Raw genomic sequence first — 15,861 nt, 5'->3', positions numbered from 1 at the left:
GAAGAGTCCACGCCGGCATGCCCCATGCCGCAGATAGGAGGAATCCAGTTGCACAAGCGTCACCGCCTCGCAGAAGTAGCTTCAGCTATGCCTAAATCATCCGCAGTGAGTGCAGAGCATCGCTCTATCAGTGCCGGAGCGAAATCCGAGAGACGAAGTTGCTCGACTCCGTCACAAACCTCCAGCAAACGTTGCATCCTCTCCCCCGTCTAACCATCCATCCCTGTACGATGAATCTCTGTACCCTCTAACCAGCCGATCCGGAAGAAAACCTTACGTCGCGATGCCTTCCAGCCCTAAGTTTCTAGCACGTATCTTCAGAGCCTTCCGCTATCGCGACTTTCGCATGATGTGGATCGGGGCCTGCGTTTCAACCATCGGCACCTTCGTGCAACAGTTCGCGCAGAGCTGGCTGGTCTACGATCTCACCAAAGACGCCTTCTATCTCGGCCTCGATCTCTTCCTGGGTCAGCTCCCCATCATGATGTTCTCGCTCTTCGGCGGAGTCTTTGCGGACCGCATGGACCGTCGCAAGATGCTGCTCATGTCGCAGTACATCCAGATGGTGTGCGCCTTCCTGCTTGCGACGCTCTTCGCCACTCACGTGGTCCAGGTCTGGCACATCCTCGCCCTTTCGTTTTTCGTAGGACTCGGGCAATCCTTCGGCGGCCCTGCCTACTCGGCGCTGCTGCCAACCCTTGTTGGCCCCGAGGATCTCTCCAACGCCATCGCGATGAACTCCATCCAGTTCAACCTCGCGCGCATCGTCGGTCCCACCCTCGGCGGTCTTGCGTACACCACCCTTGGCGCCACCTGGTGTTTCACCCTCAACGGACTCTCCTTCCTCGCCGTCATCGCCTCGCTCTTCATGATCCACGTGAAATTCGTCCCGCCTAAGACCACCGAGTCCGTCCTGAAGAGCATGAAAGAGGGTATCCACTTCATACGATGTCGCGACGGCATGAGCTCTCTCGTCATCCTCGCCTTCTGCACCACGCTCTTCGGCTTCTCTCTTACCGGATTCCTTCCCGTCTTCGTTCGCACCATCTTCAATAGGGGCCCCCAGACTTACACTCTGCTTCTCGTGTGCTCCGGCGCAGGCTCGATCTGCGGTGCCTTATGGGCCGCCTCCGTCGAAAAGATGAAAGAAAAGGGCCGCTTGACGTTGCTCATCCTGGTTTCGCTCGGACTCATCATCGCGGGCTTCGCGATCTCCCGGTGGCTGCCTCTTTCCTGCCTGCTGATGTTCTTCTCCGGCATGGCTCTCATGGCATCTGCCTCGTTCATGCTGTCGCTCGCTCAGCTCATCGCCACCGATGCCATGCGTGGACGCGTCATGAGCGTCTACAGTCTCGCCTTCCGCGCGGGCATTCCTCTCGGAGCCCTCGCTCTCGGCAAGCTGATTCCCCTCTTCGGGGTCACCCGGGCTCTCAGCGGCGCGGGCGTAGCCCTGGTGGTGGTCTCGCTCTACTTCCTGCTCGTCCACCGCGAATCCACCTTCAACCCTGTCCCCCAGCAGCAGTAGCTTCCCCCGCATGCTCAGGAGCGATCCGCCTCCAGGTCCAGCGAGACTGGCTTAGCAAAATCCATCCCACCGCGACCGCCAAAGAAAGGCCGGTCAAGGCTTCGGCTCCCACACCTCTTCAGTCCACTTATTTTCGGAGAGAGGAAAGGTATGAGCGATCCGATCATTCGACTCAACGTATCGCCGGAAAGGTTCGGAGTTACTTGCCGTGGAGTATCTGGCGCCTTTCGGGTACATCACAATAAACTTCGCCGGCCGTTGCTTGAACCAGTCCATCACCGCTGCCACCTGCTCAGGGCGCGTGAAATCTTCGTCATTGATCAATTCAACCTGTGTCGGCGTATCAATCTCGAGAAACAGCGACAGCGCCGTCTTATTGAAAAACCGGTCTCCGGGATGCGTATGCTGTGCCATCCACTGAAACTCTTTATAGTCCTGGCGGCTGAGGAACGCTGTTCGTCCAATGGGAAGATCTAACACGCCATGCCACTCCATCTGACGTCGAACCGGCAGGGCAACCGCGAATACCGCCGTCGCAACCCATAAAAGATTTCGAGAGATCTTCGGCGCGCGAGCCTCTCCCCTGAGAAGCCATACAAAGATCAGAATCGCGGGCGGAGCGACCGTACTGAGGCGGAAAAATCTCGGCCCACTGGCGACCGCGAGAAATAAAGCGATGCCAACCAGGTGAAGCAGAATCAGAGAATCCCGTACCTCGGGAGCCAGACGTCTGCGATTGATCCAAAGCTTGTACAGTCCGAAGAGATAGGCGTAAGGGACGAGCGCGTAGATGAAGAGATAAGGAATGGTCCGAAAAAGATCGCTTGGCGAATGGAGTGCAGGAAACTGCCGCAGATAAGTCCGCGGTGAATTGACATCGCCCGACGACAGAAATTTCACGGGAAACTCAATCAGATCGAATGTAATGGCATGCAATCCGGATCTGTAGACGTAATAACCCAGCACAGTAGAGACAATCGCCGCGAAGATCAGAACGAAGGCGACGAGCGGGAGCCACTCATTTTTTCGACGGCTCCACCACAGGAGATAGATCAAAATCGCGACAAAGACCAAGCCTCCCTGGGTCTGCGTGAAGAGAACCGATAGTGCGCAAAGCCAAGCTGCTCCGACACTCCGCCCCAGACCGGTTCCACGTATGAGCAGGCTTGTTGCCGCAAGCGCTGCCAGCGTGCTGTACCAATGGTGGGTCAGATCCGATGCACTGCTGAAGTCAAAGATCAGGAAGAGACATCCGGGCAGCAGGATCATCGGGCCCTGAAAGATCCTGACCGCGATCGAGGTGATGACCAGAAACGTCGTCAATCCAACGCCCACGGCGCAGGCCGACATCACCCAGGCGCGAACGCCAAATATTTTAAAAACGGCCGCATACAAAAGATCCGTACCCGGTGTCACCAGCTCGAAGAAATCGCGATAAATGATCTTTCCGTGGAGAATGTGCACAGCGCGCCCAAAAAACAGAATCTGGTCTCCCAGCCCTGCGATGGGAACCCCGGAACGCAAAAAAAATCTGAGAAGCAGGAAGACGGTCGCGGCAAGGATGGCCCAGAGATAAGCAAAGTAAGGGAGACCGGTTTGAGATGATTGCGTTCGTACTTCCATTCAACCTCCGACATGCTCGCCTAGAATATCTCTTAGATCAGAGGGACTTTACCGACCGAACTTCAAAACAAGACCGACCTCCGCCATAGCGCATAGAGTTCAAAGAGCAGCTATCGCAAAAGAAGGTCGACACCTCGCCGGAGGACTTTCTTGCTGCGTCATCGAAACTCCCTTGCTCTGTCTCTCTCCTGCCTGGCGCTCTCCGCCCTGGGACCCTCCAGTCGTGCCACCTACATCAGCCTCGGGGAGGCCTTCTAAAAGTTCCCACAGAAAAGAAGTCAAGCCTTCATTACCCATAAACATTTGAAACAAAATGGCTTCCAGATGCCGATGAGTTTGGGTCGATCTTCTACAATAAGAAGAAGAGTTAAGAAACAGCCTGCGTTGCTGAACCCGTTCCATGAGTCAGCTGAAAGCATCCATCTAAACGGCTTATTTTCAATACTTTGACACCTAAGCCTTTTGTTTACAGGATTTTACATTTTAGGTCCAGCTCTAAACCACCTGTAATCAATACTTTGCGTAAAACAGCCGGGGGGGGGCCCAAGGCAGTTATTCTGGTTCTGACATGCCAATCGACATTCAGACGACCCGGAAGACCGACCTTCACCAGCTAGCCCAGGATGTCCTCGCCCGCGCCCTCAAGGCAGGCGCCACCGACGCCGAGGCCGTCGTCGCCGAGGGCGATGAGTTTTCCGCCCGGGTTCGGCTCGGACAGGTTGAAACCCTCAAGGAATCCGGCTCCCGCGCCGTCGGCCTGCGCGTTTTTCTGGGTCAACGGACAGCCAGTACCTCGTCTTCGGACTTCTCGGACGAGGCGATTACGCGTCTTGTCGAGGGTGCGGTGACGCTGGCGAAGGTAACCAGTGAAGACCCTTTTGCCGGTTTACCTGAAGCGGACGAGTTCGGCCAGCTCGAGGGCGACCTGAAGCTCTACTTCGACGACGTAAACCAGCAGCCACCCGCCGAGCGCATCGAGATTGCCCGTCGCGCCGAGGCGGCGGCGATGGCTTTCGACACCCGCATCCAGAACTCCGGCGGAGCGGACTTCGACACCGGGACCTCGCACAAGATCCTCACCAACTCGCGCGGCTTCACCGGAGAGTATCGCCGCTCCTACTGCGGCTTCTCCGTCTCTCCGATTGCCGTCGACGACAAGGGCGGAATGCAGCGCAACTACTGGTACTCGAGCTCGCGCACAACCTCGAAGCTCGAATCGCCGGAAGAGATCGGCCGTATCGCCGCCGAGCGAACCCTGCGCCGCCTGGGAGCTCGCCGCGTGCCCACCCAGAAGGCCCCCGTAGTCTTCTCGCCCGAGATTGCGCGCTCGATCATCGGCAACATCTTCGACGCCGCCAACGGTGATGCCATCTATCGTCACGCAACCTTCTTCGCCGACATGCTCGGCAAGCAGGTTGCGGGAGAGAACATCACCGTCATCGACGACGGAACCATGATGCTCGACGAAGACGGAATCACGGTCGGAGGCTTCGGAACTTTGCCCTTCGACGGCGAGGGCCTGCCTTCGCGCCGCACGGTGCTGGTGCAGAACGGCGTGCTTCAAAACTACGTGAACAACACGTACACGGCGCGCAAGCTCAACATGAAGTCGACCGGCAATGCCTCGCGTGGACTTGCAGGAAACCCCGGCATCGGTTCCGGCAACTTCTTTCTCGAACCCGGCACGCAAAATCCAGACGAGATAATTGGCGGCATCAAAAACGGTCTCTACGTTACAGAGACGATGGGCTTCGGCGTCAACCTCGTCACCGGCGATTATTCGCAGGGAGCGTCTGGACTGTGGATCGAGAACGGTGAACTGGCGTATCCAGTGGAAGAGATCACGATTGCAGGAAACCTGAAGGACATGTACCGCAACATCGTCGCGATCGGCAACGATCTTGTCTTCCACAGCTCTGCCGCCGCACCTACGATCCACATTGAAGGCATGACGATCGCCGGAAGCTGACTAATCGAGATCGCGAAACTCACGTCGGGTCTCTCGGGCCGATTGCCACGCTGACCACACTAGACCTGCTTTATACACAAACCATAGGAACAGCATTTCTGCGGTGACAAGAAGATACCTGCCGAAGCCATGCCAGTGATTATGTAGAGAACGTCCTTCGAGGAACAGAACGACGCAAAGGACATTAACGATCAACAGGATGCCTGCATACGAGGCCTTTCGAAGCGTGGTATGCAAGCGCTCTGCAGCATACGCCTCAAACTCGGCGATCTCTTCATCTGTCCATTTCTCTTGTGGTTCGACATTGAACATACGTTGGTTTCACTTGCAGCCTGAAGAATAGAATTCATTCCGTGGCAGCTAGTTTTAGCTTCGTGGCAACAATAGCATTTTCGGCGAAGGACGCTGATGAGATTCTGCGTTCTGTTCCTGTACTCCCGGGAGTCTTCGCTCTCTACGGCGAACAGACGAACGCCGAACCTTACCTGACACGGGCGGCGGATCTTCGCCGACGCATGAAGCGCCTGCTCGATCCTCCCGAGTCGCAATCGAAACGGCTGAACCTGCGCGATCGAGTCGCGAGGATCGAATACACGGTTACGGGGTCGGAGTTCGAATCGACCCTCACCCTTTACCTCGCGACAGCAGCCATCTTTGGCTATGCCGAGGCCCGGCGTAGGCTGCGGCTGCATACGCCGACGTTCCTTCGCTTCACGGTGGAGAACGAGTTTCCACGTGTGTATGCGACCAACCGGCTTTCAAAGCGGGGACTGGCGCAGATGTATGGCCCCTTCCCTTCACGTGCCGCGGCGGAGCGCTACTGCGACGCCGCGCTCGACCTCTTCAAGCTGCGCCGCTGCCACGAAGATCTTCAACCTTATCCGGAGCATCCCGGCTGCGTTTATGGCGAGATGAAGAAGTGCATCGAGCCATGTAAGCAGGCCTGCACGCCCGAGCAGTATGCAGCCGAGGCGGCTGCGGTAAAGACCTTCTTCGATACCCGGGGAGAGAGCATGCTGGCTGGCATCGCGACCGAACGCGAGCGCGCATCGGAGGAGATGGAGTTCGAACGGGCGGCACAACTCCATGAACAACACCAGAAGGTAAAGGCCGCCGCGGCGCTGGCGGATGAGATCGTGCAGCCGATTCCGAACCTGCGCGCGGTTGTAGTGCAAAGGGCTGCTCCTGTGGAAGAGCGGGAGGACGAAGCTGCTCTGTTCATGCTGGCTGGAGGATGTATCGTCGGGCCGGAGCGTATGTCCACATTGGGGGTCCGCGCGGTAAAGGAGCAGACAAGCGTAGGCAGCTCGCTGTTTGCGCAGCCGCTGATGCTGGCAGCGGTTCCACTGCCGCCCCAGCGAACAGGCTCGTTAGAAACCTTACAGGAAGGCGAGACGGTGGAGACAGGACAGGGCACGCTGTCGCCCGAAGAACGGGCACGTGCAGCATTGCAGCAGCTTGAAGCACACGTTTCCGCGAGCAACGATCTGGCACTTCTAAGCGATCATCTTTCGTTATTTCGTCGCTGGTATTATCGGCCCGAGAAGCAGCGTGTGGGCGAGGCCTTTCTTCCCAACGCTGATGGAGGCTGGCCGATCCGAAGGATCTTGCGAGGCGCCGCGAGACAGGTCTTGGGTGAACCGAAACCCCTGCCCGATGTGCAGCGCGAAGCGGCGAAGAAGACGCGAGTGCTGCACAAAGGGCGACCGGATGTGGAGCGCGTTGTTCCTGCTGCGGATAAAGAATAGGCCGGTTCGATCAAAATGTCGCATGGGTCGAGAAGCCGTTCTCTTCGCACCGGTCGAGATGCAGGATGCAAGGATGGATCAGATTCCGCTGTAAACTCTAGTCAGGAGCACACTCTTGGTTGAACTGGCATTTTCGATACTGGCTTCCGACTTCGCGCATCTTGCCGACGAGGTAAAAGCAGCCGAGCGCGGCGGCGGAAGCATCGTCCACGTGGACGTGATGGACGGTCACTTCGTTCCGAACATCACCTTCGGACCTCCGATGGTCGAAGCTTTGAGGAAGGTGACAAACCTCCCTCTCGACTGCCACCTGATGATTGAGAATCCGGATGAGTTCATTCCGGCATTCGCGGCGGCTGGCGCGGATCTGCTGAGTGTCCACCAGGAGGTCTGCCGTCACCTGCACCGGACGCTGCAGTTGATCTCAGACCACGGAATGCTGCCAGGAGTGGTCATCAACCCCGCGACCCCCGTCGACATGCTGATTGAAGTGCTGCCGATGGTGCACTATGTCCTGGTCATGAGCGTGAACCCGGGCTTTGGCGGTCAGAAATTCATCCCGTTTGCGGTGGAAAAGATTGCCTACCTGGCGGAATTGCGGAAGCAGATGGGCCTGAACTTCCGCATTGAAGTCGATGGAGGAATCGCCCCCGATACCGTCGCTTCGGTCGTCCAGGCAGGAGCGGAGATGCTGGTGGCCGGTTCAGCAATCTTCGGCAAGGGCAAAACCGAGCAAAACGCAAAGAGATTCTTGAAACTTGCCCGGGCGGCGGAACCAGACAAGCCCCACCGGGAGGGGCTAGAATAGAACCGAGCCTGAGCACCCCGGGTGCGAGGCGGATGTGAGGTTTACGGCTGATGAATCATCGTTCTTCTTTCTTCCCCAGCCTCAGGGCTGCGGTACTGGCTGGAGTTGCAGTTGCCCTGATGGCATGCCCGGCTGGGACGTACGCGCAGGCTAACGGTTCCACCCCGGCCCCAACAGACGCCACCACTCAGCAGGCGCAGGATGCAACCCTGTCGGCTTCTCCGGATACGAAAAGCAAGAAGGAGAAGGACGACAAAGTCGTCCAGTCCAAAGACACCAAAAAGCGGATGAAGGACTCGAAGAAGACGGACGCGCAGGCCGAGGCCGACGCTAAGCTTCCGGATCGCCAGCTCTACGACAAGGCGCTGATCGCGACCAAGAAAGGGCACTTCGACGTAGCCCGTTTGGACCTGCAGACCCTGCTGAATACCTATCCCGACTCGCAGTACCAGATGAAGGCTAAGCTGGCGATCGCGGACAGCTGGTATCGCGAAGGCGGAACCGCCGCGCTGACCCAGGCCGAGCAGGAGTACAAGGACTTCATCACCTTCTTCCCGAACGCGCCTGAGGCCGCCGAGGCCCAGATGCGTGTAGGCGACATTTACTTCCGGCAGATGGATAAGCCGGACCGCGATTACTCCAAAGCTCTGCACGCGCAGGAAGAATATCGCCTGATGTTGCAGCAGTTCCCTGACTCGACGTTGGTTCCGCAGGCCAAGCAGCGGCTGCGCGAGGTGCAAGAGGTGATGGCGACTCGCGAGGCCGAGATCGCCGCCTTCTACGCTACTCACGAGAACTGGCCGGCAACCATCGCACGCTATCAGACCGTGGCCGACGGGTATCCGCAGTTCAGCCGCATGGATGATGTCCTGGTCGCTCTGGGCGACGCCTACGCTGCTGAGGCTCGGATCGTTCGCGCCCAGCCACAACTTCCAGAGGGAGCAAAAGCCCGCCTGCAGAAGATCTATGACGACCAGGCGATAGCGGCCTACAAAAAGGTCGCCCTGGAGCACTCTGCCTCGCCTCACGTGGAAGATGCGCGCGATCGCCTGGCGGCGATGAACGTTCCGATTCCGACGCCAAGCCCCGAACAGGCTGCCGCAAGCGCGGCGCTTGAAAACAGCCGCGGCCAATACCATATTCAGGATCGTGCAAGACTGATCATCCTGCGGCGTCCGGATACCGTGCTGGCCGCTCACTCCGGCGAACCACCTCTTGTGGATGCGAAGCCAGTTGTGGCTCCTGCGATCGTACGCGGAATCCAGCAGGATTATGTGAATGCGATGAATCCCGCGGCGGCGGCGGCTCCTTCTGCGACACCCCCCACAGCCGACGCGACCCTCGAGGCTGCCCCTGCAGCGGCGGCCCCTGCGGCAGGCGGGCCCGCGAAGCCGGCAGCTCCTCTGCAATTGCAGGATATTCCGTCTTCGGGCGGAGGAGACAGCTCCGGCGCGGCGGTGACGAATGTTCCCGGAACCAGCAATCAGCCTGCGGCTGCGGCTCCCAGCGGAGGCGCAAATTCCATGGGCGTGGAGGTGCTGACACCAGGCGTGAATGGGCAGGCGCCAGCGCAGAACGCTCCGAATGGCGGTCTGAAGCCGGTGGGTCCAACAAATACCGCGACTCCTCCCCCGGCAGAGAAGCCTGAGGCAGCTCCGGATGCAATCAACGATGTCTCTCCAAGCGCCCAGCCCGCTGCGCAGCCGGCGCAGGCAACTGCAACCGGCAAGAAGAAGAATCCGAAGCCGGCCTTCAACGACGACGAAGAGTCTTCGAGCACGCACAAGAAGAAGAAGGGCCTCAAGAAGATCAACCCCTTCTAAAGGGTACTCAAACGCAAAAGCAGAAAGCCCCGAAGCTCGGGGCTTTTCTATTTTTGGAGAGAACCTTGGCGAGAAATCTAGGCGGGATCTGGTTTATGGCGGGGAAGAAAGAGCAGTGAGACAAGAAAGAATGCAACTACCGCAGCGCCTGCAAACAGGAAGGGGCTGAAGGAAAGACGATGAGCCGACCGAGGGCGATGCGATATGGGAGAGAGGTGACCGCCGACAACCCAGGCATTGCCCGAGATGGACTCATCGGTCTCGTAGACGGCATTGCCTCCAACGACGAGCGTGTTGCCTCCAATCCGCGCCTGGGAATCGATGACGGTATTTCCACCGACAACCGACGCCGGGCCCATAATGCGGCCGGTGACGTTGAGATTGCCGAATAGAACCAGGACGCGGCCGGTCACTTCTCCTTCGATCTGAACCGAGCAGAAGATACAGGTTGCGTTATGGATCTGCTGCCCCTGGGCAACGAAGATGTCCTGGTTGAAATAGGTGCGAGAGCCATGACTCTGCGCCTGTAACCCCGCGGAGCTAAAGGAGAGAAGAAACAGGAATCCCAGAAATCGGGTTGCACTGGTTATCACAGACTCTTCTCCTGCGTAATTTCGGATCGAACGTAGCCTGGCATTACCTGGCAGGCCGCAGTAAAGAATACGCAGGAGTTCGCCCGGGAGTTCCCTCAAAAAACTTAGAGGGAAGATCCTGACCTTAGCGTCGAGGGGGTGGGGGTGGATGGATTCCCTGTCCCTGGGGGTAAACCGGAAACTGATACCGATTGCGCCGGACGAGGTAAACGATCAGCCAAATGATCCCGATGAGGATCAGGAGCGGAGAGAGAAGGATCAACATTCCCAGGGGCTGCGGAATAATGGACCGATTGCCATGAACGGCTGCGCCTTCTCCCAGGCGGACGTCTCCAGCCAGAATGGCGAGATCTCCGTTGACTGTGGAGCCTTCGCCAAGATTGAGGTTGCCTGCCGCGATCGCGGTGTCTCCGGAGATGGTATGACCAGGGTCAACCGTGACGGAGCCGAAGGCCACAGCGACATCCCCGGTTACCTCACCATGGACATGGACGGAGCAGAATGCGCAGGCGATGTCGCCGGCCGATTCTCCCTCGGCAACGGTGATATCGGAGCCGAAGCTGGCGCGATCGTTGTCGCTATGATGCCCCTTCGCGTAGGCGGATGCGGAGAAAAAAACAAGGAGAGCGGCTGAGAGAAGGATTCCGCCAAGCTGTCTGCGCATGAAGAACCTCGTGGGCTAGTTTACGCCGGGAAACGGCCGGCGGGGAGTGTTTGCGCAGGGCTTATAGGAAGAATTCGCGGCGCTCAGCGATGCTACCTTTAAAGGACATGAGCCACGAACTGCCGAAAGCATACGATCCATCCATCCTTGAAGAGCGCTGGGCCAGATACTGGGTCGAAGAGCGCCTGTTCGACACTGCCACACCTGAAGATACGGACGAGACGCGGAAGAAGTTCACCATGCTGCTGCCGCCGCCGAATGTGACCGGCCGCCTGCATATGGGGCACATGCTGAACCAGACCGAGATGGACATCCTGACGCGATGGCACAGAATGCTCGGCGAGACCGCGGTGTGGGTCCCCGGGACGGATCACGCGGGCATCGCGACGCAGATGATGGTGGAGCGGCAGCTGGACAGCGAAGGAACGAATCGCCGCTCCCTGGGACGCCAGGCGTTCGTGGAGCGCGTGTGGAAGTGGAAGTGCCTCTACGGCAGGGCAATTCTGGACCAGATGAAGCGGCTGGGCGCAAGTGTGGACTGGAGCCGTGAGTACTTCACCATGGACGACCGGTTGAGCGTCGCCGTGAAGGAGTGCTTCGTCCGGCTATGGGAGCAGGGGCTGATCTATCGCGGCGCCTACATTGTGAACTGGGATCCGGCGATCCAGACGGCAGTCAGCGATCTTGAGGTGGAGCACGAGGAGCGCCTGGGGAAGATCTATCACGTGCGCTATCCGCTGGCCGATGGCACAGGCTCCATCGTCGTGGCCACGACGCGCCCGGAGACGATGCTGGGCGATGTCGCGGTTGCGGTAAATCCCGCCGACGAGCGTTACACAGGTGTGATCGGCAGGATGGTAAGACTGCCGTTGAGCGGCGTAAACGGCGGATCGGAGCGCGAGATTCCGATTCTTGCCGACGACTGGGCGAAGCCGGAGTTTGGCACCGGCGCAGTGAAGGTAACGCCGGCGCATGATCCGAATGACTTTGCCATCGGACAGCGGCATGGACTTCCGAATGTGACGATTTTTGACGAAACCGCGAACGTTGCCTTGCCGGGCTCACCCTACGACGGGATGGAACGGTATGCGGCGCGCGAGAAGATGCTGGAAGATCTTCGCGAGCGCGGCCTGCTGGTGGAGGTGAAGGAGCATACGCTCTCGATCGGCCTGAGCCAGCGCACCGGGGTTGTCATCGAGCCGCGGCTCTCGCAGCAGTGGTTCATCAGGATTCAGCCACTCGCGGACAAGGCCATCGAAGCCGTCGATAAGGGCTACATCCGGTTCACGCCGGACCAGTACCGGAAGACCTACGACGAGTGGATGAAGAACATCCACGACTGGTGCATCTCGCGCCAACTGTGGTGGGGACACAGGATTCCAGCGTGGCACTGCACGAAGTGCAGTGAGATCACGGTTGCTCGTGAGACGCCGACAGCGTGCGGCAAGTGCGGCGCCAGTGAACTGACCCAGGAGACCGATGTGCTGGATACATGGTTTTCGAGCGGTCTGCTTCCCTTCACGGTCTTCGGCTGGCCGGGGGCCGAGGGGTCGGATGGATTGACCCAGGATCTCGCGGAGTTCTATCCGACGGAGCTGCTGGTGACCGGCTTCGACATCCTCTTCTTCTGGGTGGCGAGAATGATCATGCTGGGCTGCCACTTCATGCTGGATGTTCCCATGCCCGACGGATCGAAGCGCACGCTTAAGGACGCCGTTCCGTTTCGCGAGGTCTACATCCACGCGCTGGTCCGCGATGCCGATCGACAGAAGATGTCGAAGACCAAGGGCAACGTCATCGATCCGATCGAGATCGTCACCAAGTACGGCACGGATGCGGTTCGGTTCACGCTGGCCAGCATGGCCTCGCCGGGCACGGACATCGCCTTCAGCGAGTCCCGGACTGAGGGCTATCGCGCCTTTGCGAACAAGATCTGGAATGCGGCTCGATTCCTGTTCATGCAAGTGGATCGCGCCAGGGAGGCCGGCTATAAGGTCTCGATGCCGGCGAGCGGAACGATTCCTGAGCTTCCGGAGGATACTCCGCTCGAGACGCGATGGATCTTCGGCAGACTGAACGCCGTATGTGGCGAGGTCGAGCGCGCATTGACGGACTATCGCTTCGATGAAGCGTCAGCGGCGATCTACCAGTTCTTCTGGGGTGAGTTTTGCGACTGGTACCTGGAGCTGATCAAGCTTCGGCTTGAATTCGGGGAGGGCACGGAGAGGAATGCCACTACTGCACTGACGCTTGCGTCTCTGGTGGCAGTCTTCGAGGCAGCGCTCAGGCTGCTCAGCCCCTTCATGCCTTTTCTCACAGAGGAACTCTGGCACGCGCTCTATGAGGGCGAGCCTCCGTCGAAGTCGGTCGCACTGACCCGATATCCACAGGCAAAGGACTTTGCCGCCGATGAGGCGTCCGTCGCCGCGATGGCTACGCTGCAGGATCTGATCACGACGGTACGCGCATTGCGCAAGGAGCTTGGGGTTCCAGAAAAGGAAGCAGCTCCGATTCGACTGCATGGGGAAAGCCGCGTGCTTGCGCTCGCAGACGCAAATCGCGACATGCTTGCGAGAATGGCCCGGGTCTCGGATGTGGAGTTTGCGGCCGAGGCTCTTTCGGGCGGAAATGCGCGGGCGACGGCGAGCTTCGACGTAGCCGTGGTCTACGAGCGGCAAATCGACGTCGCCGCCGAACGCGAGCGGCTGACGAAAGAACTCGGCAAGCTGGAGAAGGGGCTGGCGGCCGCGGAGAGGCAGCTCGGCAACGAGGCATTTATGGCGAAGGCACCCGCGCACATCGTAGACGGCCTGCGGAAGCAGGCGGCAGAGACCAGGATGTTGCACGAGAAGGCGAAGACCGCGCTGGAGGCATTGCCAGCGGCCTGACAGCACTATGGCGTATGAATTGACGGACGAGGGGCTTCCTCCACCTTGGTCTGTTCGACCGCGATGGCCACGTTCTCGTGTTTGATATCGAGCCGTAGCCGATTGAAGAAGCTCATGTAGACATTTGCGACCCAGACGAGCGCAAACCATGAGATCAGGTAGCCACGCCATCCGGCGTAGAGCATCTGAAACTGTGTGATGAGCAGAAAGAGCGCCGCGACATAGTGGCTGAAGCAGTATTCGCAGGTGAAGAGATAGAAGAATTTGCGCGGGACGAGAGCATGGCAGTTCTGGCTCCTGTCCTTGCACCATTCCCTTGGTTCGCGGAAGACTTCCTCATGAGTTACCGTCCAGGCGACGCAGGCGACCGGTAGGGCCAGGATGAAGAGATAGGCAAACTGCGTGGAAAGAGTCATCTGCATAGTGTGCTAAGCAGTGAGATGCATCCCAGAGGTTTAGGATTACAGCATGGACTGGAAGAGCAAGCGGATACGAACGATCCTCGAGGCAGCACTGGCGGAAGACAAGGTGGCGAACGACGTAACAACGGCGCTGACGGTCGACCCTAAATTGCGCGCCACCGGAACCATCCTCGCCAAGCAGGCGTGTGTGGTCTCCGGACTGGGCTGCATCCCCGTAATTCTCGATATCTTCGGCAAGATGAGTAATGGGCCGGTAGGTCGTTTCGAGGTGGTGAGCCATCCGGAGATCTTCGATGGCGTCAAAGTGCGGGCCGGCCAGCCGCTGGCCGTTATCCGGCACAATGCAGCCGCGCTGCTTTCGACCGAGCGCGTCATCTTGAACCTGATGCAGCGAATGTGCGGCATCGCGACGCTGACCCATGAGTTCGTCAATGCCGTGGCGAAGACGAAGACCAAAGTGCTTGACACACGCAAGACGATTCCCGGCCTGCGCATTCTGGATAAGTACGCCGTGTGCTGTGGTGGGGGCGTGAATCACCGGCTCGATCTGCAGGACGGAATCCTCATCAAAAACAACCACATCTCGCTCGGCGGTGGCCTTCCGACAGTGCTGGAAAAGGCGATGAAGGGCCACAAGGCCGGACAGGTAGTGCAGGTTGAGGTCCGCAGCGAAACCGAACTTGAACAGGCGATCGCGGGCGGAGCGCAGTCAATCCTGCTCGACAATATGACCCCGACGCAGACCAAGAAAGCCGTGAAGAAGATTCGCGCGGCATTCCCCGAGGCGGCCATCGAATCGTCGGGGAACATGAACCTGAAGACGGTGCGAAAGTATGCGCTCGCTGGCGTCGACTTTGTCTCTGTAGGCGCTCTGACGCACTCGGCCACTGCCGTGGACCTGAGCATGCGCATCACTGCGGATGTGTTCTAGCTGCGATGGCATTCGATCTGAACGAAGTTGAGGCGGCGCTCGCAGGCACGGCATTTAGCGGCCCTGTGATGCACTTCGCTTCCGTAAGCTCGAGCAGCACACTTGCGCTTGAAGCCGCGCAGGCTGGAGCACGCACAGGAGTGTGGGTCGCGGATGAGCAGACTGCCGGGCGTGGACGCAGCGGTCACAGTTGGCACTCAGCTCCAGGCGATGGCCTGTATGTGAGTGCCCTTGTATCTCCGGCATTGCCTCTCGCAATGGCGCTCTGGATCTCTCTCGCTACAGGACTGGCCGCGAAGGGGGCGATCCGAAAGGTCTCCGGTCTGGATGCAGATATCCGCTGGCCGAATGATCTATTGATGCACGGAAAGAAGTGCGGCGGAATCCTGGTAGAGACCGTCATGACACCTGCGATTGGAGCGAGTGCGGAACCGGCGCTGCGCTACGCGGTCATCGGCATCGGTATAAATCTGAATCACGAGTCCTTTCCGGAGCAGCTCGCGCAATTAGCCACGTCCCTGCGCATCGAAAACGGAAGCGCAATTCGCCGCGAGACGCTGCTGATCGCGCTGCTGCAGGCTCTCGAGAGAGAGCTTCAGTTGCTGACACAAACGGATGGAAGCAACTTGTTGGATCGCTTCGTCGCGGCTTCCACGTGGGCGCGGGGCAAGCGTGTCCGTGTCGTGGAGAACGGTGGATATACTGGCGTGACCGCCGGGTTGGACACTCGCGGCTTTCTCCTGGTGGAAGGTGACGACGGCGTCTTGCGCACAGTGCTCTCCGGCGGGGTGCGAGAACCATCCTGACGGGCGCGCGCGAAACTGAGAACGAGAATTAAGACATGGTGGCGGCTGATCCGCCACAGAG

13 protein-coding genes are annotated in these 15,861 nt (G+C 59.0%); 8 read left to right on the top strand and 5 right to left on the bottom strand.

Features of this window, described 5'->3' with window-relative positions:
• Positions 1-283 precede the first annotated feature (283 nt).
• Positions 284-1,525 (top strand): MFS transporter, encoded by a 1,242-nt coding sequence (locus tag AC5S26_RS08100; RefSeq protein ID WP_494184339.1) that lies wholly within the window; start codon positions 284-286, stop codon positions 1,523-1,525.
• 93 nt (positions 1,526-1,618) lie between these two features.
• Here AC5S26_RS08100 and AC5S26_RS08095 read toward each other — a convergent pair whose 3' ends face one another.
• Entirely contained in the window at positions 1,619-3,148 is a 1,530-nt protein-coding gene (locus tag AC5S26_RS08095) for a hypothetical protein (RefSeq protein WP_494184338.1), read from the bottom strand.
• A 568-nt stretch (positions 3,149-3,716) separates the two neighbouring features.
• Between AC5S26_RS08095 and AC5S26_RS08090 the strand changes: the two genes are divergently transcribed.
• Positions 3,717-5,117, top strand: coding sequence for a TldD/PmbA family protein (locus AC5S26_RS08090; RefSeq protein WP_494184337.1), 1,401 nt, complete (start codon positions 3,717-3,719; stop codon positions 5,115-5,117).
• On the opposite strand, the gene AC5S26_RS08085 is transcribed toward AC5S26_RS08090, so the two are convergent.
• Entirely contained in the window at positions 5,118-5,429 is a 312-nt protein-coding gene (locus AC5S26_RS08085; protein WP_494184336.1) for a hypothetical protein, read from the bottom strand.
• 41 nt (positions 5,430-5,470) lie between these two features.
• Between AC5S26_RS08085 and AC5S26_RS08080 the strand changes: the two genes are divergently transcribed.
• The 3 genes from AC5S26_RS08080 to AC5S26_RS08070 all read left to right on the top strand — a co-directional run bounded on the left by AC5S26_RS08080 (position 5,471) and on the right by AC5S26_RS08070 (position 9,496).
• Positions 5,471-6,865 carry an excinuclease ABC subunit C gene (locus AC5S26_RS08080; RefSeq protein WP_494184335.1) on the top strand — a complete coding sequence of 465 codons (1,395 nt, stop codon included), beginning with the start codon at positions 5,471-5,473 and terminating at the stop codon, positions 6,863-6,865.
• Positions 6,866-6,980: 115 nt separating this feature from the next.
• Positions 6,981-7,673, top strand: coding sequence for a ribulose-phosphate 3-epimerase (rpe, locus tag AC5S26_RS08075; RefSeq protein WP_494184334.1), 693 nt, complete (start codon positions 6,981-6,983; stop codon positions 7,671-7,673).
• 50 nt (positions 7,674-7,723) lie between these two features.
• Positions 7,724-9,496, top strand: coding sequence for an outer membrane protein assembly factor BamD (locus AC5S26_RS08070; protein WP_494184333.1), 1,773 nt, complete (start codon positions 7,724-7,726; stop codon positions 9,494-9,496).
• A 77-nt stretch (positions 9,497-9,573) separates the two neighbouring features.
• Here AC5S26_RS08070 and AC5S26_RS08065 read toward each other — a convergent pair whose 3' ends face one another.
• Entirely contained in the window at positions 9,574-10,089 is a 516-nt protein-coding gene (locus AC5S26_RS08065) for a hypothetical protein (RefSeq protein ID WP_494184332.1), read from the bottom strand.
• 124 nt (positions 10,090-10,213) lie between these two features.
• A complete protein-coding gene (locus AC5S26_RS08060) occupies positions 10,214-10,753 on the bottom strand; it encodes a bactofilin family protein (RefSeq protein ID WP_494184331.1) in 540 nt (179 codons plus the stop codon).
• Between the two features lie 107 nt (positions 10,754-10,860).
• Here AC5S26_RS08060 and AC5S26_RS08055 point away from each other — a divergent pair, with 107 nt between their 5' ends.
• The gene (locus AC5S26_RS08055; protein WP_494184330.1) at positions 10,861-13,641 is read left to right on the top strand and encodes a valine--tRNA ligase; all 2,781 of its coding nucleotides are present in this window, start codon (positions 10,861-10,863) and stop codon (positions 13,639-13,641) included.
• Between the two features lie 5 nt (positions 13,642-13,646).
• Here AC5S26_RS08055 and AC5S26_RS08050 read toward each other — a convergent pair whose 3' ends face one another.
• Positions 13,647-14,057 carry a hypothetical protein gene (locus tag AC5S26_RS08050; RefSeq protein ID WP_494184329.1) on the bottom strand — a complete coding sequence of 137 codons (411 nt, stop codon included), beginning with the start codon at positions 14,055-14,057 and terminating at the stop codon, positions 13,647-13,649.
• 52 nt (positions 14,058-14,109) lie between these two features.
• On the opposite strand from AC5S26_RS08050, the gene nadC reads away from it, so the two are divergent.
• Positions 14,110-14,994: a carboxylating nicotinate-nucleotide diphosphorylase gene (gene nadC, locus AC5S26_RS08045; RefSeq protein WP_494184328.1), complete on the top strand. Its 885-nt coding sequence runs from the start codon at positions 14,110-14,112 to the stop codon at positions 14,992-14,994.
• A 5-nt stretch (positions 14,995-14,999) separates the two neighbouring features.
• Positions 15,000-15,800: a biotin--[acetyl-CoA-carboxylase] ligase gene (locus AC5S26_RS08040; protein ID WP_494184327.1), complete on the top strand. Its 801-nt coding sequence runs from the start codon at positions 15,000-15,002 to the stop codon at positions 15,798-15,800.
• Positions 15,801-15,861: the final 61 nt, after the last annotated feature.

The organism is Edaphobacter sp. FHG110511_03, assembly GCF_059115365.1.
The sequence above is the reverse complement of the archived record's forward strand: the minus strand, read 5'-3'. Positions and strand labels throughout refer to the sequence as shown.